The organism is Glacieibacterium arshaanense (genome assembly GCF_004681125.1).
Lineage (GTDB): Bacteria > Pseudomonadota > Alphaproteobacteria > Sphingomonadales > Sphingomonadaceae > Polymorphobacter_A > Polymorphobacter_A arshaanense.
The window spans coordinates 127,720-146,921 of record NZ_SIHO01000004.1 but is presented as its reverse complement, the minus strand read 5'-3'; the positions used below and the strand labels follow the sequence as shown (position 1 = coordinate 146,921).

Below are 19,202 nucleotides of genomic sequence, written 5' to 3'. Positions count from 1 at the left end.
CGTGAGCGACGACCTGTTCTCGACCCCGCCCGATACCGAGGCCGAGCGCCAGCGGCTGGTGCGGGTTGACGGCGACAAGGGGCTGTCGCTGTCGGAGAAGCTGTCGGCAGCGTTCCACCGGCTGACCTACAAGACGCTCGTCCACCGTATCCGGCTGCGTGGCCGTTTCCCGCTCAAGCTCATCGCCGTCCCCGAAGATCCGTTCGCCGGTGATCCGGTGATTGCCGAGCGGTTGCGCGCCGGCAAGATGCCGCACGCCGGCCACAACGCCGCGGCGCGCACCTGCGATTTCAACGACCCGCAGGCGCCGCCGCAATGGCGCGACTGGGCGCACGGCTTCAGCTGGCTGCGCGACCTCGCCAGCGACACGCCGCGCGAGGAAGGCGCCAAGATCGCCGAGCCGATTGTCGCGCGCTGGCTGGCGGCGCACGGCGAGTTCGACGAACTGGCATGGCGCCCCGACCTCATCGGCACGCGCATCCTGTTCTGGACGGCCTATGCACCGTACATCCTGTCGTCGTCGGACCATGTCTATCGCTCCGCCGTCCTCAACGCGCTGGCGCGCTGGGCACGGCATCTCGACCGCGCCGTCGAGAAGATGCCCGACGGCATGCGCCGCTTGCAGGCCATCGCCGGACTGATTGTTGCAGGGCTGCTGATCCCAGGCGGTGAAGGCCGGCAGGCACGCGGCGAAGCGCTGCTCGACCGCAGTCTCGATGTGATGGTGCTGCCCGACGGCGGGATATTGACCCGCGCCCCGATCGACCAGTTGCGGCTGCTCGAGCTGCTGCTGTTCGTCCAGTCGAGCTACCGGTCGCGCGCCCTCAAGCCGCCGTCAGCGTTGACGCACGGCATCGAACGGCTGGTGCCGTCGCTCAAGGCGGCGATCATGGGCGACGGGCAGCTCGGGTCGTGGCACGGCGGTTGCACGGTCGGTGCGGCGCGGCTCGACGCCGCGATCACCGCATCGGGCGTGACGCTGCGGGCGCTGCGCCAGGGCGTCGATTCAGGCTATCAGCGGCTGTCGAGCGGTCGCACGCTGATCGTTGCCGACGCCGGCCCGCCACCGGTCGCGCGCGTTGCCGAGCGCGCCCACACCGGCACGCTGGCGTTTGAATTCTCCGACGGCGCCAACCGCGTCGTCGTCAATTGCGGCGGCGCCGATACGCCGCTGACCGGGCTGACCAAGCCGCTGCCGCCGGCGCTTGCCGCGGCGTTGCGGACGACGGCCGCACATTCGACGCTGGTGCTCGCCGACAGCAACTCGACGCGCATCCGCCCCGACGGCGCGCTCGGCAAGGGCGTCGAGGAAGTCATCGCCAACCGCCAGGAAAGCGAGGACGGCGTCTGGCTCGACATGGTCCATGACGGCTACGGCCAGCGCTACGGGCTGCTGCACCGCCGTCGGCTGTTCGTGTCGGCGAACGGCCAGGACGTGCGCGGCGAGGATCTGCTCGAAACGGCACCCGGCCGTGGTGGCCGCCGTCGCGCTGCAACGCGCTTCGATATCCGCTTCCACCTCGGCGCCGGGGTCGAGGCGACGCCGACCGCCGACGCGCAGGGCGCGCTGCTCAAACTGCCCGACGGCCGCATCTGGGCGTTCAAGGCGCGCGGCGCGACGCTCAGTGTCGATGACAGCGTCTGGATCGACGCCGAAGGCAAACCGCGCCCGACGCACCAGCTGGTGCTGACCGGCAACGGCGTCGCCGCCGGCACCAACGTCAACTGGTCGTTCAAGCGCGCGGGGAAGTAGCACCGCGCTTCGATGCATTGGACACCATCATTGAGGAATTCAGACTCAAGGAGAAGTTCAATGACCGACCACGGGGGCCAACCCAACCGCACGGTGGTGGAGCGCCAATCGGATCAGGAGCTCGTCGCGACGCGGACATTTGACGCTGCGGCGCAGACTGTCTTCGAGGCTTGGACGACGCCCACACTGTTCATGCGCTGGTGGGCGCCGAAGTCGATGGGGGTGCCGCTGTTGTCGTGCGAGATGGATCTGCGCGCCGGGGGACAATACCGGCTTGAGTTCGGGCATGAGGGCGCGGAGACTTTTGCTTTCTTCGGCAGGTACGTCGAAGTGGAGCCGGGGTCGCGGCTGGTCTGGACCAATGATGAAAGCGATGACGGCGGCCTGACGACGGTGACCTTCGCGGACAAGGGCGGCACGACGCAGCTGGTCTACTGCGAACGCTACCCGTCGAAAGCGGCGCTCGACGAAGCCTTTGACGGCATGGCAGGCGGCATGGCCGAACAGTTCGGGCAGCTGCATGAGCTGCTGGCCAGCCTGGGCATGCCGTAACCGCAGACCTACCCCCCGGCGCTGCCGTACGCCGCACTTGCAGGCCCGGTGCGATGCCCGGGCGAACGCCGTCACCGCTTGTGTCCGCATGATATTGGTGTCTAACTTCGGCGTACGCGCACTGGCGCGATGACATTGCAGCGGTATCGAGGTGCCCAAATGAGCGATCCGAAACTTCACTATCGGTTGGAACCGCAGGACGAATACACGCATCCGCCGGTCGCGGCGCTGAACTACAATGAAAGCATGTATTTCAACGTCTTCGACCATGCGAAGCAGGCCGGCGGCTGGTTCCGCATCGGCAACCGCCCGAACGAACATTATGCCGAAATCACCGTCTGCATCTATCTGCCCGACGGCCGTATCGGCTTCATGTTCGGGCGGCCCGAAATCGCCAACAACGACCGCATGGAAGCCGGCGGGCTGAAGATCGACGTCGTCGAGCCGTTCAAGCGGCTCAAGGTCAGCTATTCGGGCAAGGTGCTGCTGCTCGCCAATCCGTTCGAGATGGCCGATCCCAAGACGGCGTGGCGCAACAACCCGTCGCTGCCGTGCAGCGTCGAAATCGACTATACCGGCCTGTCGCCGATGTACGGCGGCGAGGCGATCAATGCCGATGGCAGCAAGCTCGATATCGACCCCGAAAAGTCGTTCGCCCCGGCGCATTACGAGCAATTGTGCGCCGGTCGCGGCACGATCCGCGTCGGCGACGAGACGCTGGAAATCGACGGCTACGGCCTGCGCGACAAGTCCTGGGGCCCGCGACACTGGCAGGCGATCGACTGGTACCGCTGGTGCCCGATGAGCTTTGGCCCCGACTTCGGCATGATGTTCACCGTCGGCGGCGCCGGCAAGAATGCCCGGGCGAGCGGCATGGTGTTCAGCGACGGCAAGTACGACATGGTCAACAGCTGCACGATTGAAACCGACTGGGACGAAAACGGCTATCAGCGCGCGCTGACGGCAGTGGTCGGCACCGAGGGCGGCAAGACCTACAAAGTCGAAGGCAAGGTGCTGTCGCTGATTCCGCTGCGCAACCGCCGTACCACGCCCGAGGGCGTCGAGCTGCAGACGCGCATCACCGAGGGTATGACCGAATATCGCTGCAATGGCCGCGTCGGTTACGGCATGAGCGAATATCTCGATCAGATCGTCGACGGCCAGCCCAGCGGGCGCAGCGCGGGGTTTTAGGCTGCCGAACGCCCACGACGAATTTCCGGCCAGCGGATATCCCCGCCCCGGTCCATCGTCCTGGCTATCTGTTCCCCCGCCGCCACGGCGGGGGAAATCCTCTTCCCGGTAACGGCTTCCTTGGGTGGGTTGCTTGGTTACCGGGAAGAGGCAGGCTTTGTGTCGCTGGTCGAGGTAGCCGGTAGCGGAGGGCGACGGCTTCCAAGGCCGAACGCGTATATTACGCTGTAGTTCACGCGTTTTTTGGACGCATTTAGTGCAGACGTAAGTGCCCTCCTTGGAACACTTGGAGCTGAAGTCCTCGACCTGACAGAGCGCGGGGCTGAAAAGCGCGGCGGTGAAACGACACGTCCGGGTACGCAAGTGGCGATCGTGAGCCCGGACAGGTTGGACGGGAAACACCCATTTCCCGTCGCCTTGATTGATCTACTAACCGATTCGGTTCGTGAAGTCAAGTGAAATGTTGATTGGGGTTATACGCCTACGCCCGCTCGCTGGTGCGGGTCGGCTCTCCCGTGCCGGGAGGGGATCAGGGGTGATGTAGCAGGCCCGGGCTGGTCGCTCGACTTCGCGTGCAGCATCAGCGGCGCTTTTGCACTTTGACCGGGGACACGGACGCGTCAGTCGCGCCCCATCACGGCAAGCGGGGTGAAGCAACCGGCAATCAGCCGGCTGGCATCGAACGGAATCTCGTCGAAGTCGTCGAGCACGCCGTCGGCGTGCATGCGGGTTTCGGCGGCATCGAGGCTCGCCTTGTCGGGCCAGATTTGCCAGACGAAGACGATTTTTTCGCCCGGCTTCGCCGCGACGGCGCGGCGGAAGTCGGTGTGCTTGCCGTCGGGGACGAAGTCTTCCCATGCTTCGACGATTTCCTGGCAGCCGTAGCGCTTGAACACGCGCGCGCTGTTTTCGGCCCATTTGCGGTAAGCGTCCTGCTTGTCGGCCGGAACCGGGATGATCATGCCCGCGACATACATGGTGCTTGCTCCTTTCAGGCCGCGCCGTCTGCGGCGGCGAAGTGCGCCAGCTGGTCGGCGTGTGCCTTGGCGAACGCCGGGCGGGCGGTGGCGCGGTTGACATAGGCGCGCGCGGCGGGATGCGACGCCAACCGGTCGAAGCGGTCGATCAGGCGCAGCACGTCGGCCATCATGATATCGGCCACCGAAAAGTCGCCGGCCAGCCATTCGCGTGCCGCCAGCACCGGTTCGAGGTGGTCCAGCCGCGCGCCGAGGAACGTGTCGAAGCGCTCCCACGCCGGCGACGGAGTGCCATCGGCGGGCCGCAGCAGCCACCACGGCAGGCTCGCCATTTCGACCGAGTTGAGCGCCGCGAACAGCCATTGGATCGCGGTACTGCGCGCCACCGGATCAGCCGGCAGCAGTGCCGTGCTGCGGTCGCCCAGATGCAGCAGGATCGCGCCACTTTCGAAAATCGACAGGTCGCCGTCGGTCAGCCACGGCACCTGGCCGAACGGCTGGTGCGCGAAATGGTCGGCGTCGCGATGCTGGAACGGCACGCTGGCGACGCGGTAGGGCAGCCCGGCCTCCTCGAGCGCCCAGCGCACGCGCAGGTCGCGGACAAAGCCGCGCGGGCCGTCGGGAACCCAGTCATAGGTGGTGAGCACCAATCCGGTCATGCGCCTTTGCCTCCCCCTGCCATGCGATTATGCCGCATCTGCGCGCTTCAATCGAGCCGCGACATGCGCTAGGAGGCGCGCGTCACCAGCAGTCCGCAGGAAATCCCCGCCCATGAATACCGACCACGTCAAAATCACCCGCGCGCTGCTGTCGGTATCCGACAAGACCGGGCTGATTGAACTCGGCCAGGCGCTCGCCAAGCGTGGCGTCGCGCTACTGTCGACCGGCGGCACCGCCAAGGCGCTGCGCGATGCAGGGCTGGACGTAACCGACGTGTCCGACCACACCGGCTTCCCCGAAATGATGGACGGCCGCGTCAAGACGCTGCACCCGACGATCCACGGCGGGCTGCTGGCGCTGCGCGACGACGCCGGTCATGTCGCATCGATGACCGAGCACGGCATCGCGCCGATCGACCTGGTGGTGGTCAATCTCTACCCGTTCGCGGCGACGGTGGCACGCGGTGCCGACCGCCCCGACATCATCGAAAACATCGACATCGGCGGGCCGTCGATGGTGCGATCGGCCGCCAAGAACCACGGCTTTGTCGCGATCATCACCGACCCCGCCGACTATCCGGCGATCATCGCCGAGCTCGACGCCAACGACGGCGCGACGCGGCTGGAGACGCGCAAGCGCCTCGCCGCCAAGGCATTCGCCGCGACTGCGACGTATGATTCGATGATCGCCAGCTGGTTCGCCTTTGCCGACCAGGGCCAGATGTTCCCCGAAACGCTGCCGATCATCGCGCAGCGCGGCGACGTGCTGCGCTACGGCGAGAACCCGCACCAGCAGGCGGCGTTCTACCTGCCCGCCGGCCCGCACGGCCGCGGCATCGGCCAGGCGACACAGGTGCAGGGCAAGGAGCTGAGCTACAACAATTTGAATGACGCCGATGGCGCGCTCGACCTGATTGCGGAATTCGCCGACGGCCCGCCGACCGTGGCCATTATCAAGCACGCCAACCCGTGCGGCGTCGCGCAGGGCGCGACGCTCGCTGAAGCCTATGCCAAGGCGCTGGCGTGTGATCCGGTGTCGGCGTTCGGCGGCATCATTGCGGTCAACCGTCCGCTCGACGAAGCTGCCGCGCTGGCGATGACGGCGATCTTCACCGAAGTCGTGGTCGCGCCGTCCGCTGACGATGCCGCAAAGGCGGTTTTCGCATCGAAGAAGAACCTGCGGCTGCTGCTGACCGGCGACCTGCCGAACGCCGGGCGTGGCGGGCTGACCGTCAAGACCATCACCGGCGGCTACCTCGTGCAAACGCGCGACAACACCGGCATCCCCGAAGGCCGCAAGGTCGTCACCAAGCGCGCGCCGACGCCGCAGGAAGAAGCCGACATGCTGTTTGCCTGGCTGGTCGCCAAGCACACCAAGTCGAACGCCATCGTCTATGCCAAGGGCGGCGCCACCGCCGGCATCGGTGCCGGGCAGATGAGCCGGCTCGATTCGGCGCGCATCGCCGCGTGGAAGGCCCGCGACGCCGCCGAAACCGCCGGCTGGGCGCAAGTCGCGACTATCGGCAGCGCTGTGGCGTCGGATGCGTTCTTCCCGTTCGCCGACGGGCTGATCGCTGCGGCCGATGCAGGCGCCACCGCCATCATCCAGCCGGGTGGGTCGATCCGCGACGCCGAAGTCATTGCGGCCGCCGACGAACGCGGGCTGGCGATGATTTTCACTGGCGAGCGCCATTTCCGGCATTAAGAGCCTCCAGCGGGCAGGCCTGAGGCCTGCGCCCAATTGTTATGCGCTCTTCAAATGGGTGCAGGCCTCAGGCCTGCCCGCCGGAGGCCCTTGAATCCTACCCCTACTTGCGGCACCAAAGCAGTGCTGGACTCAGGGGGGTGCCATGTTGCTTGAACTGCCACAATTCGTACCTGACGCGCAGCGACTGTCGCAGATCTTCTCGGCGGCGGCGGCACCGACGTTCTTTCTGGGTTCGGTTGCCGCGTTTGTGTCGCTGATGTCGTCGCGGCTGGCGGCGGTCACCGACCGTGTCCGCAGCCTCAATGCCATCGACGAAAGCGATGCGGCGCGCGCGCATCTGAAGGCCGACATCGAGCGGCTGCGGCGCCGCGCGCACTTTCTGCACAGCGGCATGGTCGCAGCGCTGCGCGCCGGCATCTGCGCGACATTGTTGCTGGCGATCCTGTTCGTCACTGAGTTCATGGGATTTCACTACGCCTATGGCGCGGGCATGCTGTTCATCATCGCGACGATGTTCCTGGGGTTCGCGCTCTACCGCTTCGCGCAGGAAGCCAGCATCGGCTATGGTGGCGCCGACGAAATGCAGTAGCAAAGGCGCGTCATGGAAGCCCCCGAAGTCCACACGCCGCACGCGCACCCTTCGGGCAAGGGCTGGCTCGACATGGCGCTCGGGGGATCGGCTTTCATCATCTCGCTGGTATCGCTGTGGCTCGGCATCCAGCACGGCCGCGCGATGGAAAAGCTGGTCGCGGCGAACAGCTGGCCCAACATCGAATTCGATAGCGTCGTCGACCGGAGCGGCGCCACCGGTGCCGAACTGAAGCTGCAGCTCGACAACAACGGTATCGGCCCGGCGCGCGTCGAGACGCTCGAGCTATGGTTTCGCGGCCAGCCGCTTGCCGATATCGCGGCGCTGGTGCAGGCGCTGGGCGGCAGCGCCGCGTTCAAGGTCGAAAGCGCCAGCGTCAGCGGCTTTGTCATCGGTGCGCAGCAAAAGCAGATGCTGGTCACGCTGACTGCGGCTGACGGCGTGCGCTATGTGGAAACGTTGTTGAAGGGCGCCGGCGCCATCAAGGCGCGCGTCTGCTACTGTTCGGTATTCGACGAATGCTATGTCAACGATACCCGTGACCGCCAGCCGCGGCCGCTGCGCGTTGATGCCTGCCCGGTGCCGAGGCAGCCGTTCCGTGACGACATGACCACAGCCGAACTGGCGACGATGGCGGCGGCGCTGCCGGCGAAGGCGCGCTAGCCGAGCCCCTTGCCGCGCACGAACAGCAAACGGTCGGGACCGCGGAAGCCGATTGTCCAGATGACTGCAGCGAACACCCCGAGCACGAACGGAATGCCGACAATCAATTGCACCAGCCCGTGCAGATGTTGCACCAGCAGGCCGGCAATCACGGCGGGCAGCGCTGCTACGACCAGCGACCAGCGCCAACCAATGACCGGCGTGTCGAGCACGCGGCGCAGCAGTGCGGATTTGGTCAGCGCCAGGAACAGCGCAGCAATCGCCAGCCCCGCCGCCGCACCGACGCCGCCGTAAATCGGCACCAGCCACAGGCTGATCCCGGTCTGCAGCAGCAGTCCGGCAACCGACAGCAGCAGGTTCGACTTGCGGCGCAGATAGATCAGCGCGGTCTCCGAAATCGACGCCTGTGCGCCGAGGAATTCGACCAGCAGCAGCAGCGCCAGCACCGCAGTGCCGGTCGCGAAGGTCGAACCGAACAGCGCAAGGCTCGCCTCGCCGGTGAACCCCAGCGCGAGAACGGCGCCGAGCTGCGCTGCGGCAATCCAGAAGCCGACCTGGCGGATGTGCGCGGCGACGCCGTCGGTATCGCCGGCGGCCAGCGTCCGCGTCACCACCGGTGCGAGGATCGAATCGAAGCTGCTCTTGAGCTTGCCGGGTAGCGTCGCGATCTGTTGCGCGATGAAATAGATGCCGACGACTTCGGCGCTGGCGAAGCGCCCGAGGATGAAGATGTCGAGACGCCGCGAGCCCCATTCGGCGGCGTCTGCACCGGCCAGCGGCAGGTTGGCGCGCGCCAGTTCGAACAGCCGGCGCCAGTGCGGCGACCAGCCCGACGGCCAGCCGAATTCGCGGATGAGCGGCCGCAGGCTGGCGACCATCGCTGCGACCATCGACGCGGCATAGGCGATCAGCAAGCCGTCGCGCTTGAGCGGCGTGAACGCCATCAGCAACGCGACAATCGCCAGCGTCCACGGTTCGACGACCGAGCGCGCCACCACCGCGACGCCGAGCTTGTGGCGGAATGCCATCGCGGCAATCGCCACGTCGGAGGTGACAATAGCCACCGCCATCAGCGGCAGGAAGCGGTCGAAGCCGCCGCCGCCGCCGTTAGGAAACACGATGCCCGGCACCGCAACCAGCAGCAGCGCGCCGGCGATCGCGGCAATCCACGCCAGCAGCAACGCATCGGCGACAATCTGCGGTTCCGGCAGCGCGCCTTCGGCGAGTTCGGCGGCGAGCCCGCGCTTCAAGCCCAGTGTCGCGAGCTGCGCCATCAGTTCGATGACCATCGTCGCATAGGCAAACAGCCCGAGCGCTTCGGCACCGTACATGCGCCCGGCAATGAACAGGAACGGCATGCGCGCGCCAAGCCGCAGCAGGAAGCCGCCAAAGCTGGTGCGCCCGCCGCGCGCCAGCAGGTCGGTATCGCCGGTGTCGCTCATCGATTCAGCGCGTCATTGCGGCGCGTGCACCCGCCGGTAGCGCCCTTTGAGGTAGAGCAGCGGATCGCGCGCATGTTCGAAGCGCAGCCGCTCGATACGGCCGACCATGATGATGTGATCGCCGCCGTCATGTTCGGCGTGCAGGCTGCAGGCGAAGCTGGCGAGTGCGTCGGCCAGGATCGGCAGCCCGTCCCAATCGTCCCACACCGCATCGGCGAAGCGGTCGATGTTGCGCGTCGCGAAGCGATTGGCGACGGCTTCGGATTCGCGGTGCAGCACGTTGACGGCAAAGCGCCCGGTGGCACGCAGCGCCGGCAACGCCGACGCCGATTTCGCCGGGCAGAACAGCAACAGCGGCGGATCGAGCGACAATGAGGTGAAACTGTTCGCCGTCAGACCGACACTGACACCGTCGGCATCGCGCCCGGTGATGACGGTCACGCCGGTGGCAAAGCAGCCGAAAGCGTCGCGCAGCGTCCGCGGCTCGAACGGTCCGGCGGCGTCTATCGTGTCAATCGGTGCGGGTTCGTCCATGGCAGCGTCGTTAAAGCAACTGGCGGGCGGCTGCAAATCGCCTTCAGGCAACTTCTGCGCGGTCGCGCAGCTCTTGGGCCGCAATGATGCGCACCGAACGCACCGAGGCCATTTCGATAACACCGGCGGCCTTGAGCCGTGTCATCTGGCGGCTGACTGTTTCAATCGTCAGCCCGAGCACATCGGCAATCTGCGCGCGGGTCAGCGGCAGGTCGAACGCCGCGCCGGGTGCGGCCTTGAGTCGCTGCGCCATCGCCAGCAAGAAACTGGCGACACGTTCTTCGGCGGATTTGCGCCCAAGCAGCACCATCCATTCGCGGGTGAAATCGAGCGCCTCGAGCGTGCTGGTCAGCAGCTGGCGTTCGAGCTTGGCGAGGTCGGTCAGCGCCGCTTCGAAATTCTGGCGCGGGTAGATGCACAGTTCGACATCGGTCAGCGCGGTGACATCGGTATCGGTGCGCACCCCGAACAGCCGGCCGACGAAATCGGCGGGAAACAGCAGGCCCACGATAGCTTCGCGGCCGTCACCGGTGGTGCGCGCCAGCTTGAGCACACCCGACACGATGTTGGCGAAGATCGGGCTGACGCTGCCGGCGTGGATAATCGTTTCGCCGCGCGCAAAGCGCTTCTTGTGGCCGAGCTGGCTGAGCTTGAGCAGTTCATTGTCGTCGAGCGCCGCGCACAGCAACTGATTGCGAATCGCGCAATCGGCACACGGCGATGTCGGGAACGGGGCGTTCATTTCGGCAATGTAGGCGCAGGCGCGCGCGAAAGCCAGTTTTGCATGTTGATCTGCATCAACGTCGGTGCGGCGCGACTCGCATACGCTGATTGCGGGGATGGAAGGCTGTATGGCGCGCATAACCTATATCGAGCACGGCGGTACCGAACACCATGTCGATGTGCCCAACGGGCTGTCGGTCATGGACGGCGCCAAGCGCTTCACCATTCCCGGCATCGATGGCGATTGCGGCGGCGCCTGCGCCTGCGCGACCTGCCATGTCTATGTTGACCCCATGTGGCGCGACCGCCTGCCACCCATCGAGGAACTGGAAGAGGCGATGCTCGATTTCGCCTTCGATGTCACCGCCGACAGCCGGCTGAGCTGCCAGATCAAGGTCGATGACAGTGTCGACGGCCTGATCGTTCGCACCCCGGCCAGACAATATTGAACAACCAGTATTAACCCAAAGGAGAACCACCATGAACGTGCACCAGAAAGATCTTGGCGCTTCCGGTTCGGACTGGAAGGTCAACATGAACCCCGACGACATCTACCGGACGCCGATGGATATCGCCTGGACCTTCAAATATCTGATGTCGGGCGACAAGGTCGAAGACCTGTACAAGCGCGCCAAGCAGAACCAGTGGGATTCGGACGAACTGCTGCCGTGGGACACCGTCGTCGATCCGTCGAAGCCGTTGATCAACGACGCAAACGACATCTACCACCGCATGCCGTTCTTCAAGAAGCTGTCGAAGTCGCAGCAGGAAACTTTCACCGCACATTCGACGGCGCAATTGCTGTCGCAGTTCTTGCACGGCGAGCAGGGCGCATTGATGACCGCCGCGTGCGTCACGCACTCGGTGCCCGACGCCACCGCCAAGCTGTATGCCGCGACGCAGACGATGGACGAGGCGCGGCATGTCGAGGTCTACGCCAAATATTGCGACAAGATCGCCATCGTCTATCCGATGTCGCTGTGGCTCAAGGCGCTGATCGACGCGACGCTCAAGGCCGACCGCTACGAAAAGGTCATGATCGGCATGAACATGATCGTCGAAGGCCTCGCACTCGGCGCGTTCAACAACATGTACCGCACGACGCAGTGCGACCTGCTCAAGAAGCTGACGTTCAACGTCATGCGCGACGAATCGCGCCACGTGTCGTTCGGCCATTCCTACCTTGAGCCCGTGATCGCCAGGCTGCATCCCGACGAAGTCGAGGACCTCGCCGACTTCGCCTTCCAGGCGGTCAACATCCTCGCGCATGGCGGCACCGCCGGCACGCTCGCTAGCCGCGTCGACCCGGGCTTCCTGCAGGTGCTCGACAACAGCGGCATCGAGCATGAGGACTTCTTCAAGGGCGTCGAGGCGGCGGCCGCCGAAGGCATCGAGCAGACACTGCCGCCGGGGCAGATCCACTCGCTCAAGGACCTGATGCTGCCGGCACTCGCCCGCGTCGGGCTGCTCACCCCGTTGGCGCGCAAGAAGTACGAGGAGGTCGGCATTCCGATCTTCGAAGACCTGCGGGTGCTGCAGGCGATGGAGGGCGGCCACCCGGTCGCCGCTTAAACGGTCGCCGGCGCGGCTTGCGGGCCGCGCCGGTGCACCACCCGAGGAAAGCCGTCATGTCCAGACCATCCAGCGACTTGGCCAATGATGCCAGCATTGCGGGTTTCCACGCCACGGTGCTCGACGGCCTGCCCGAAGCGGTGATCGTCGCCACGCCTGACGGCCGCATCACCTTCGTCAACGCCGCCGCCGAAACCTTGCTCGGCTATGACGCCGCCGAAGTCGTCGGCGAACCGATCACCGTGCTGGTGCCGCGCCAGAGCGACCGCCGCGTCGATCCGGTGGCGTGGCTGGCGCGCTGGGCGGCCGAGCCCGACGCCACCGCTGCGCGCTATGTCGATCTGATTGCACGCCGTGCCGATGGCCATGAAATGCCCGTCGAAGTCCGCGTCCGCGCCGGCATCATCGGCGATGCGGAAGACGAACCCGGCGAACGCTTCTTCATCACCGTGCGCGACAACAGCCGCCGCCGTGCCGAAGCGACCGCGCTCAAGGACGCCAATCTGCGCGCTGCGCGCATCCTGATGGTCGCCGAAGACGCCATCGTCTCGGTCGATGCACACCAGAAAATCATCCTGTTCAACCTCGCTGCCGAGCGCATGTTCGGCTACCGCGCCGAGGAGGTCATCGGTCAGCCGCTGTCGATCCTGATCCCGCTGGCGGCGCGCGCCGGGCATGGCCGCCAGGTCGAAGCCTTCGGCGCCGCGCGCGACGCGTCACGCATGATGAGCGAGCGCCCCGGCGTGCTCGGCGTGCGGCGGTCGGGCGAAACCTTCCCGCTCGAGGCGACAATTACCAAGGTCGAAGCTGCAGGCGCGCTGACCTATACCGCGCATCTGCGCGACGTGACGACGCGCAACGAAGTCCGCGATCGGCTGCTCGAAAGCGAGCGCCGGACACGCGCGGTGTTCGACCATGCCACCGAAGGGCTGGCGCTGCTCGACCGGCACGGGCTGGTGCTCGAAATCAACCACGCCGGCACGGCGTTGACCAGCGGCGGCGTCGCGACCGGCGTCGCGTTGTGGGAACTGCCGTGGCTCGGCGCCGGCGACACCGCGCCGCTGCGTGATGCCATTGTGCGCGCCGGCAATGGCGACGCGGTGAGCTTCGCCGCCGAACTGCAGCGCGGCGGCGCGCCGCTGCCGATCGAAGTGCGGCTGACCCCGATCCGCGATGACGACGGCGTGCGCTACATTTTGGTCGAAGGACGCACGGCCTAAGCAGCGCATTGCCGTTTGGCGCGACCTCGGCCACACTCGGGCAAAACCCGGGAGGCCTGCATGTCCGAACTCGTCCAGCTGTCGATTCACGACGGCGTCGCCACGGTGACCTTCAACAACCCGCCGCGCGGTTACATGAATGCGCCGCAGGTCGATGCCGCCAACGTCATCGTCGACACGCTCGAAGCGCTCGACGACGTGCGCGCGGTGATCTTCACCGGCGGCGTGCCGGGCGTGTTCATCCGCCACTATGACGTCGGCGAACTGGTGGCGATTTCGAAGCAGTTGCGCGGCGGGCATGTCGATGACCGCGCGCTCGCCGAACAGGCGCGCAGCGGTAATGCGGTATCGGCGCTATTCGACAAGGTCGCGGCGCTGCCGATGCCGACGATCGCCGCGATCGACGGTTTCGCGCAGGGCGGCGGCTTCGAATTCGCGCTATGCTGCGACTTCCGCATTGCGGCACGCGGCGACTACCGCATCGGGCTGCCCGAAACCAACATCGGCATCTTCCCCGGCGCCGGTGGCATCGAACGGTTGAGCCAGCTGATCGGACAGGCCCGCGCCACCGAAATGGTGCTGCGCGGCCGCACCGCCACGCCTGAGGAAGCTGCGGTAATCGGCATGGTCAACTGGCTCGCCGACGGCAGCGCGTTGCAAGCGGCGACCGAACTTGCACGCGAACTGGCGGCTAAGTCACCGCGCGCGCTGGCGGACGCCAAGGCGTTGCTGCGCGGCGCGCAAACGATGTCGCTCGCCGACGGCATGGCCGAAACGCGCGCACGCTTCCTGCTGCTGCTCAAGCACGACGATACCGCGCTGGCGGCGATGCAAGCGTTCCTCGCCACCGGCGAGGACATAAACCGGCGCTGATCAATCGCGGACGTAGCGCAGCGTGCCGTTGCCACGCTGCATCAGCAGCGCGTCGGGCGTCACCGTGAGTTTCTGGTCGCGGAAGTCGATGACACCGAGATCGTTGGGCGTCAGCACAAAAACCAGGTCATTGGCGCGCGCCGCATCGATCGGGAACACCGGCGATGTGATGCCGTACATCGGCACGGCAAAGCGCACCGAAACCGGCGTCCGGGCTTCGTCGCCCGGGCTCGTCCAGCCATAGTCCTGCGTATAGCCGGTGCGTGGTTCGCCGCTGGCGTAGCGGATTTCGAAATCGACCAGCGCCACGCCCTGACCGGCCGGACCGACGACGCGCAAGCGCAGCGGCGCTTCATCGGTGCGCGTTGCCGTCCCCGGCGCGATGACCGGTGGCTTGGGGGTCGGTTGCGTCGTCAGCAGCACGGTATCGCCGGCCTGCTTCCACACGCCTTCGGCCATTTCGTCGAGTGCGCCGTAGCTCAGTCCGTAGCTGAATGTGTGGTCGGCGCGGAGTTCGATTCCTGACGCGGCATCCTGCACGCCGGTCAGCCGGTAGCGGCCTTCGGGACCGGCGACGACAGGTGCGGCTGCCAACAGCAGCGCGGCGAGGGCGAAGCGCAACATGCCGCCATGCTGCCACGGCGCGGCGGGGCTTGCCAAGCCGGGAGTTGCCACCGACACTGAGCGTTCAAACCACGGGGGAGTTTCCGATGTCCGCACGCATAGCCCTTGCCGCCGGCGCCGCGCTGCTCGCTGCGGCCGCGCCCGCGACCTATTTTCCGAGCAGTTTGGGGCTGCCGTTTTCGGAGGCCGTGCAGGCCGGCGACACGCTGTATCTGGCGGGGCAAATCGGTGCGCCGCCGGGGCAGCGCGAGGTCGTGCCCGGCGGCATCGATGCGCAAGCGAAGCAGGCGATGGACAATATCGGCGATGTGCTCAAGCGGCGCGGGCTAGGCTACGGCGACCTCGTCAAATGCACCGTCATGCTCGCCGACATGGCCGACTGGCCGGCGTTCAACAAAGTCTATGCGACCTATTTCAAGCCCGGCGCCTATCCGGCACGCAGCGCGCTCGGCGCCGCCGGGCTGGCCTATGGCGCCAAGGTCGAAGTCGAGTGCATTGCTTACAATCCAAAGGCCAAATGACAGAGCCTCCGGCGGGCAGGCCTGAGGCCTGCACCCGATTGTTGTGCGCTCTTCAAATGGGTGCAGGGGTCACCCCTGCCCGCCGGAGGCTCTTACTTGGCGCGCACCAGATCGACGTCGATGAAGTCCGCCGGTGCGCCGCGCGTCAGCGCCGGTTCGATGGTGTCGCTGACCCACATCAGCTTGCCGGCCTTGTCGTTGATGCGCGCCGATACCGAATAGCTCGCCTGCGGTGCGACCTTGGCGGGGTCGAAGGTCATGATCCAGTGCAGCGGCACCTGGTTGCCGGTCGGGGTGATCGTTGTCGAGGACAGCAACGGTGCGGGCGCATCGGCGCGGCTGACATCGCGGATTTCGACGGTGGCGGTGGCGCCTTCGGGCAGCGCAATGCGTTCGCGGTAAGTGATGGTGCCGGTCAGCGTGCCGGGCACGGTCTGCGACGGCTTGGCATGGCACTGCACGCGCGGCCGCGGGAAGACGCGGTAGCTGGCAGTTTCGCCGTCACCGCTGATTTCGTTTTCGCCGCCGATGTATTTGTAGCCCTTCGTGGCGACGGTCTTGTACAGCACGATCTGGCCGTTGGGGCCGTCGATCAGCGCGACCTGCGTCGGGCGGCGGAACAGCACTTCGACTTCGCGGCCGTCGGCGCAGATGAACGCCGCCTTGACCTCGATCGCGGCGTCGGGATTGAACGGCACCGCAGCAGCCGGTGCAGCAAGCAAAAGCGCAATCAAATATTTGAACATCACAGTCCTCTTGGATTCGGCAGCCCTTATGCCCGCACCGGCCGCTCCGCTCAACATCAATGCGCGCATGGCGCTGGGATCAATGCGCGTCGCCCCAGCTGGCGCCGGTGCCGATTTCGACGGCCAGCGGCACGGCGAGCGGCGCAGCGGGCAGATTCGCAGCCTCCATCACCGTCTTGATGACTTTCGACGCCGCTTCGACTTCGGCGTCCGCCACCTCGAATACCAGTTCGTCATGGACCTGCAGCAGCATGCGCGTGCCCGTCAGTCCGGCGTCGGCGAGCGCGGCAGGCATCCGCGCCATCGCGCGCTTGATGATGTCGGCGCTGGTGCCCTGGATCGGCGCGTTGACTGCGGCGCGTTCGGCGAACTGGCGCTCGCCGGCGTTCTTCGAATTGATCATCGACAGATGCGTCTTGCGACCGAACAGCGTGCTGACATAGCCGCAGTCCTTGGCGCCCTGGATGGTCTCCGCCATATAGCGGCGGATGCCGGGGAAGCGCGAGAAATACAGCTCGATGTAGCGCGCCGCCTCGCCGCGATCGATGCCGAGGCGCTGCGCCAGCCCGAATGCCGAGATGCCGTAGATGATCGAAAAATTGATGGTCTTGGCGCGCGCGCGGGTGTCGCGCGTCACTTCGCCGAACACTTCTTGCGCGGTCAGCGCATGGACGTCGCCGCCCGCCGCATAAACCGCTTTCAGCGCCGGCTCATCGGCAATCGCCGCGACCAGCCGCAGCTCGATCTGGTTGTAGTCGGCCGCCAAAATCGTGTGGCCGGGTTCCGCCACGAACGCATAGCGGATCTTGCGGCCCATTTCGGTGCGGATCGGGATGTTCTGCAGATTGGGATCGTTCGATGACAGTCGCCCGGTCGAGGTCGCCGCCAGCGCGAAGCTGGTGTGGACGCGGCCCGTCGCCAGGTTGATCTGCGCCTGCAGCGCATCGGTATAGGTGGATTTGAGCTTCGAGTTCTGGCGCCAGTCGAGCACCTTCGCGGCGATTTCGACACCGTCGCCGGCCAGCCGTTCAAGCTCGGTGACGTCGGTGGTCCAGGCGCCGGTCTTGCTGCTCTTCTTGCCGGTCTTGAGGCCCATTTTCTCGAACAGGATTTCGCCCAACTGCTTGGGGCTGCCGATGCTGAACGGCCCGCCGGCGAGTTCGAAAATCTGCGTTTCGAGCGCGGCGATTTCGACCTCATACGCCGCCGACAGCCGCGCCAGTGCAGCGCGGTCGACCTTGATGCCGGCGATTTCCATGTCGGCGATGACCGCGACCAGCGGCCGGTCGACGGTTTCGTAGATGCGCGTGCCGCCTTCGCGCCACAGCCGGTCGCGCAGCACGCCGAGCAGCCGCAACGTCACATCGGCGTCTTCGGCGGCATATTCGGTGGCGCGGTCAAGCGGCACGAAATCGAAGGTGATCGCGGCTTTCGCAGTGCCGGTCACCGCCTTGAACGGGATCGGTGTGTGGCCGAGGTGCTTTGCCGAAAGTTCGTCCATCCCGTGCCCGCCGCGCCCGGCATCGAGCGCGTAGCTGAGCAGCATTGTGTCGTCATACGGCGCGAGCACCGCCACGCCGTGGCGGCGCAGCACGATCAGGTCGTATTTGAGATTTTGCCCGACCTTGAGCACTGCCGCGTCGGCGAATAGCGGGTTGAGTGCCGCAATGACGGTCGGGATATCGAGCTGTTCGACGGCTTCGGCGAGCAGCCCCTCGCCCTTCTTGTGCGCCACCGGAATATAGCACGCCAGCCCCGGTTCGAGCGCGAGACTCACCCCGACCAACGCGGCGCGCGTCGCGTCGAGGCTGTCGGTTTCGGTATCGACCGCGACGAGCCCGCGCGTCCGTGCCTCGGCCACCCACCACGCCAGGCGTTCGGATGTCGTGACGGTTTCATAGTCCTTGTGCGTGAACGCCACGTCGGGTGCCGGCTCGGGGCCGGCGGCGTCGGCCTCCATCTCGCGGCCGAGCTTGGCCATCAGCGAGCGGAAGCCATGCTTGGTCAGAAACGCACCAAGCGGACCGTGCGGCGGGTCCTTGAGCGTCAAATCGGCAAGCGGCACCGCCAGCGGTAAATCATCCTTGAGGCTGACCAGGATGCGCGACATCCGCGCGTTTTCAGCGTGTTCGGCCAGCGTGTCGCGCAGCTTGGGGCGCTTCACTGCATCGAGATTGGCGAGCAGATTATCGACGGTGCCGAATTCGAGAATCAGTTCGGCGGCGCCCTTGGGACCGATGCCGCGGACGCCGGGGATGTTGTCCGACGTGTCGCCCATCAGCGCCAGCACCTCGCCGACCTGTTCGGGCGGTACCGCGAACTTTTCGATGACGCCGTCGCGGCCGATGCGGATGTTCTTCATCGGGTCGAAGATATCGAGCCCCGGCTGCACCAGCTGCATCAGGTCCTTGTCCGACGACACCACGGTAACGTTGAAACCTTCGGCGAGTGCCGCGAGCGCATAGCTGGCGATGATGTCGTCGGCCTCGACGCCCGGCTGGTCGATGCACGGCACCGAAAACGCCCGCACCGCGTCGCGGATCAGCGGGAATTGCGGCACCAGGTCTTCGGGCGCCGGCGGCCGGTTGGCCTTGTAGGCGGGGTAGATGTCGTTGCGGAAGGTCTTGGCGCCGGCGTCAAGAATCACCGCGAGATGCGTCGGCGCCTCGGCAGCGTTGAGTTCCTCGATCAGCTTCCACAGCATCGCGGTAAAGCCGTGCACCGCGCCGACCGGCGTGCCCTGCGGATCGGTCAGCTTGGGCAGGCTGAAATAGGCGCGGAAGATGTAGCCCGAACCGTCGACGAGATAGAGGTGCTGCTTGGTCATGCGCTGTCTTTAGCAGCCGCGCGCGCCG

Annotated in this window: 19 protein-coding genes; 11 read left to right on the top strand and 8 right to left on the bottom strand. The window is 66.2% G+C overall.

Translation table 11 applies throughout. The features are described 5' to 3' along the window. Position 1: 1 nt before the first annotated feature. The 3 genes from EUV02_RS15345 to EUV02_RS15335 all read left to right on the top strand — a co-directional run bounded on the left by EUV02_RS15345 (position 2) and on the right by EUV02_RS15335 (position 3,496). Positions 2 to 1,753 (top strand): heparinase II/III family protein, encoded by a 1,752-nt coding sequence (locus tag EUV02_RS15345; RefSeq protein WP_243445942.1) that lies wholly within the window; start codon positions 2 to 4, stop codon positions 1,751 to 1,753. A gap of 60 nt (positions 1,754 to 1,813) precedes the next feature. Then, positions 1,814 to 2,305, top strand: a complete 492-nt coding sequence (locus EUV02_RS15340) for an SRPBCC domain-containing protein (RefSeq protein ID WP_135247185.1) — start codon at positions 1,814 to 1,816, stop codon at positions 2,303 to 2,305. Positions 2,306 to 2,464: 159 nt separating this feature from the next. Further along, on the top strand, positions 2,465 to 3,496 hold the full coding sequence (locus EUV02_RS15335) for a DUF7064 domain-containing protein (RefSeq protein WP_135247184.1): 1,032 nt from the start codon (positions 2,465 to 2,467) through the stop codon (positions 3,494 to 3,496). 620 nt (positions 3,497 to 4,116) lie between these two features. Here EUV02_RS15335 and EUV02_RS15330 read toward each other — a convergent pair. Together EUV02_RS15330 and EUV02_RS15325 are read right to left on the bottom strand one after the other, a co-directional pair. After that, on the bottom strand, positions 4,117 to 4,473 hold the full coding sequence (locus tag EUV02_RS15330) for a DUF1428 domain-containing protein (protein WP_135247183.1): 357 nt from the start codon (positions 4,471 to 4,473) through the stop codon (positions 4,117 to 4,119). A 14-nt stretch (positions 4,474 to 4,487) separates the two neighbouring features. Continuing rightward, positions 4,488 to 5,132 (bottom strand): glutathione S-transferase family protein, encoded by a 645-nt coding sequence (locus EUV02_RS15325; protein WP_135247182.1) that lies wholly within the window; start codon positions 5,130 to 5,132, stop codon positions 4,488 to 4,490. A gap of 112 nt (positions 5,133 to 5,244) precedes the next feature. Here EUV02_RS15325 and purH point away from each other — a divergent pair, with 112 nt between their 5' ends. The 3 genes from purH to EUV02_RS15310 all read left to right on the top strand — a co-directional run bounded on the left by purH (position 5,245) and on the right by EUV02_RS15310 (position 8,092). Further along, positions 5,245 to 6,837, top strand: coding sequence for a bifunctional phosphoribosylaminoimidazolecarboxamide formyltransferase/IMP cyclohydrolase (gene purH, locus EUV02_RS15320; protein ID WP_135247181.1), 1,593 nt, complete (start codon positions 5,245 to 5,247; stop codon positions 6,835 to 6,837). A 145-nt stretch (positions 6,838 to 6,982) separates the two neighbouring features. Then, on the top strand, positions 6,983 to 7,429 hold the full coding sequence (locus EUV02_RS15315) for a DUF2721 domain-containing protein (protein WP_135247180.1): 447 nt from the start codon (positions 6,983 to 6,985) through the stop codon (positions 7,427 to 7,429). Between the two features lie 12 nt (positions 7,430 to 7,441). Beyond that, a complete protein-coding gene (locus EUV02_RS15310; RefSeq protein WP_135247179.1) occupies positions 7,442 to 8,092 on the top strand; it encodes a hypothetical protein in 651 nt (216 codons plus the stop codon). Here EUV02_RS15310 and EUV02_RS15305 read toward each other — a convergent pair. From EUV02_RS15305 to EUV02_RS15295, 3 genes are read right to left on the bottom strand one after another with little or no spacing between them, the layout of a single operon-like run. Continuing rightward, entirely contained in the window at positions 8,089 to 9,534 is a 1,446-nt protein-coding gene (locus EUV02_RS15305) for a lipopolysaccharide biosynthesis protein (RefSeq protein ID WP_135247178.1), read from the bottom strand. The two genes, EUV02_RS15310 and EUV02_RS15305, sit on opposite strands and share 4 nt — an antisense overlap. Positions 9,535 to 9,546: 12 nt before the next feature. Continuing rightward, positions 9,547 to 10,068: a flavin reductase family protein gene (locus EUV02_RS15300; RefSeq protein WP_135247177.1), complete on the bottom strand. Its 522-nt coding sequence runs from the start codon at positions 10,066 to 10,068 to the stop codon at positions 9,547 to 9,549. A gap of 43 nt (positions 10,069 to 10,111) precedes the next feature. After that, on the bottom strand, positions 10,112 to 10,810 hold the full coding sequence (locus tag EUV02_RS15295) for a Crp/Fnr family transcriptional regulator (RefSeq protein WP_135247176.1): 699 nt from the start codon (positions 10,808 to 10,810) through the stop codon (positions 10,112 to 10,114). A gap of 109 nt (positions 10,811 to 10,919) precedes the next feature. Here EUV02_RS15295 and EUV02_RS15290 point away from each other — a divergent pair, with 109 nt between their 5' ends. From EUV02_RS15290 to EUV02_RS15275, 4 genes are read left to right on the top strand one after another with little or no spacing between them, the layout of a single operon-like run. Beyond that, complete coding sequence (locus tag EUV02_RS15290; protein ID WP_135247216.1) at positions 10,920 to 11,240, top strand: 2Fe-2S iron-sulfur cluster-binding protein; 321 nt, start codon at positions 10,920 to 10,922, stop codon at positions 11,238 to 11,240. A 31-nt stretch (positions 11,241 to 11,271) separates the two neighbouring features. Then, the gene (locus tag EUV02_RS15285; protein ID WP_135247175.1) at positions 11,272 to 12,363 is read left to right on the top strand and encodes a ferritin-like domain-containing protein; all 1,092 of its coding nucleotides are present in this window, start codon (positions 11,272 to 11,274) and stop codon (positions 12,361 to 12,363) included. Positions 12,364 to 12,419: 56 nt separating this feature from the next. Next, the gene (locus tag EUV02_RS15280) at positions 12,420 to 13,583 is read left to right on the top strand and encodes a PAS domain-containing protein (RefSeq protein WP_135247174.1); all 1,164 of its coding nucleotides are present in this window, start codon (positions 12,420 to 12,422) and stop codon (positions 13,581 to 13,583) included. Positions 13,584 to 13,643: 60 nt separating this feature from the next. Beyond that, positions 13,644 to 14,456: an enoyl-CoA hydratase/isomerase family protein gene (locus EUV02_RS15275; protein WP_135247173.1), complete on the top strand. Its 813-nt coding sequence runs from the start codon at positions 13,644 to 13,646 to the stop codon at positions 14,454 to 14,456. Here EUV02_RS15275 and EUV02_RS15270 read toward each other — a convergent pair whose 3' ends face one another. Beyond that, positions 14,457 to 15,080, bottom strand: coding sequence for a hypothetical protein (locus EUV02_RS15270; protein WP_135247172.1), 624 nt, complete (start codon positions 15,078 to 15,080; stop codon positions 14,457 to 14,459). Positions 15,081 to 15,166: 86 nt separating this feature from the next. On the opposite strand from EUV02_RS15270, the gene EUV02_RS15265 reads away from it, so the two are divergent. Continuing rightward, complete coding sequence (locus EUV02_RS15265; protein WP_135247171.1) at positions 15,167 to 15,601, top strand: RidA family protein; 435 nt, start codon at positions 15,167 to 15,169, stop codon at positions 15,599 to 15,601. A 92-nt stretch (positions 15,602 to 15,693) separates the two neighbouring features. Here the strand turns inward: EUV02_RS15265 and EUV02_RS15260 are convergent, their stop codons facing one another. Beyond that, complete coding sequence (locus EUV02_RS15260; RefSeq protein ID WP_166430654.1) at positions 15,694 to 16,347, bottom strand: YbaY family lipoprotein; 654 nt, start codon at positions 16,345 to 16,347, stop codon at positions 15,694 to 15,696. 79 nt (positions 16,348 to 16,426) lie between these two features. Further along, positions 16,427 to 19,174 (bottom strand): DNA polymerase I, encoded by a 2,748-nt coding sequence (gene polA, locus EUV02_RS15255; protein WP_135247169.1) that lies wholly within the window; start codon positions 19,172 to 19,174, stop codon positions 16,427 to 16,429. Positions 19,175 to 19,202: the final 28 nt, after the last annotated feature.

Excerpts from the sequence above, each read along its gene's own strand:
- EUV02_RS15340 (WP_135247185.1), top strand. The coding sequence starts at position 1,814 with ATGACCGACCACGGGGGCCAACCCAACCGCACGGTGGTGGAGCGCCAA.
- EUV02_RS15335 (WP_135247184.1), top strand. The coding sequence starts at position 2,465 with ATGAGCGATCCGAAACTTCACTATCGGTTGGAACCGCAGGACGAATAC.
- EUV02_RS15330 (WP_135247183.1), bottom strand. The coding sequence starts at position 4,473 with ATGTATGTCGCGGGCATGATCATCCCGGTTCCGGCCGACAAGCAGGAC.
- EUV02_RS15325 (WP_135247182.1), bottom strand. The coding sequence starts at position 5,132 with ATGACCGGATTGGTGCTCACCACCTATGACTGGGTTCCCGACGGCCCG.
- purH (WP_135247181.1), top strand. The coding sequence starts at position 5,245 with ATGAATACCGACCACGTCAAAATCACCCGCGCGCTGCTGTCGGTATCC.
- EUV02_RS15315 (WP_135247180.1), top strand. The coding sequence starts at position 6,983 with ATGTTGCTTGAACTGCCACAATTCGTACCTGACGCGCAGCGACTGTCG.
- EUV02_RS15310 (WP_135247179.1), top strand. The coding sequence starts at position 7,442 with ATGGAAGCCCCCGAAGTCCACACGCCGCACGCGCACCCTTCGGGCAAG.
- EUV02_RS15305 (WP_135247178.1), bottom strand. The coding sequence starts at position 9,534 with ATGAGCGACACCGGCGATACCGACCTGCTGGCGCGCGGCGGGCGCACC.
- EUV02_RS15300 (WP_135247177.1), bottom strand. The coding sequence starts at position 10,068 with ATGGACGAACCCGCACCGATTGACACGATAGACGCCGCCGGACCGTTC.
- EUV02_RS15295 (WP_135247176.1), bottom strand. The coding sequence starts at position 10,810 with ATGAACGCCCCGTTCCCGACATCGCCGTGTGCCGATTGCGCGATTCGC.
- EUV02_RS15290 (WP_135247216.1), top strand. The coding sequence starts at position 10,920 with ATGGCGCGCATAACCTATATCGAGCACGGCGGTACCGAACACCATGTC.
- EUV02_RS15285 (WP_135247175.1), top strand. The coding sequence starts at position 11,272 with ATGAACGTGCACCAGAAAGATCTTGGCGCTTCCGGTTCGGACTGGAAG.
- EUV02_RS15280 (WP_135247174.1), top strand. The coding sequence starts at position 12,420 with ATGTCCAGACCATCCAGCGACTTGGCCAATGATGCCAGCATTGCGGGT.
- EUV02_RS15275 (WP_135247173.1), top strand. The coding sequence starts at position 13,644 with ATGTCCGAACTCGTCCAGCTGTCGATTCACGACGGCGTCGCCACGGTG.
- EUV02_RS15270 (WP_135247172.1), bottom strand. The coding sequence starts at position 15,080 with ATGTTGCGCTTCGCCCTCGCCGCGCTGCTGTTGGCAGCCGCACCTGTC.
- EUV02_RS15265 (WP_135247171.1), top strand. The coding sequence starts at position 15,167 with ATGTCCGCACGCATAGCCCTTGCCGCCGGCGCCGCGCTGCTCGCTGCG.
- EUV02_RS15260 (WP_166430654.1), bottom strand. The coding sequence starts at position 16,347 with ATGTTCAAATATTTGATTGCGCTTTTGCTTGCTGCACCGGCTGCTGCG.
- polA (WP_135247169.1), bottom strand. The coding sequence starts at position 19,174 with ATGACCAAGCAGCACCTCTATCTCGTCGACGGTTCGGGCTACATCTTC.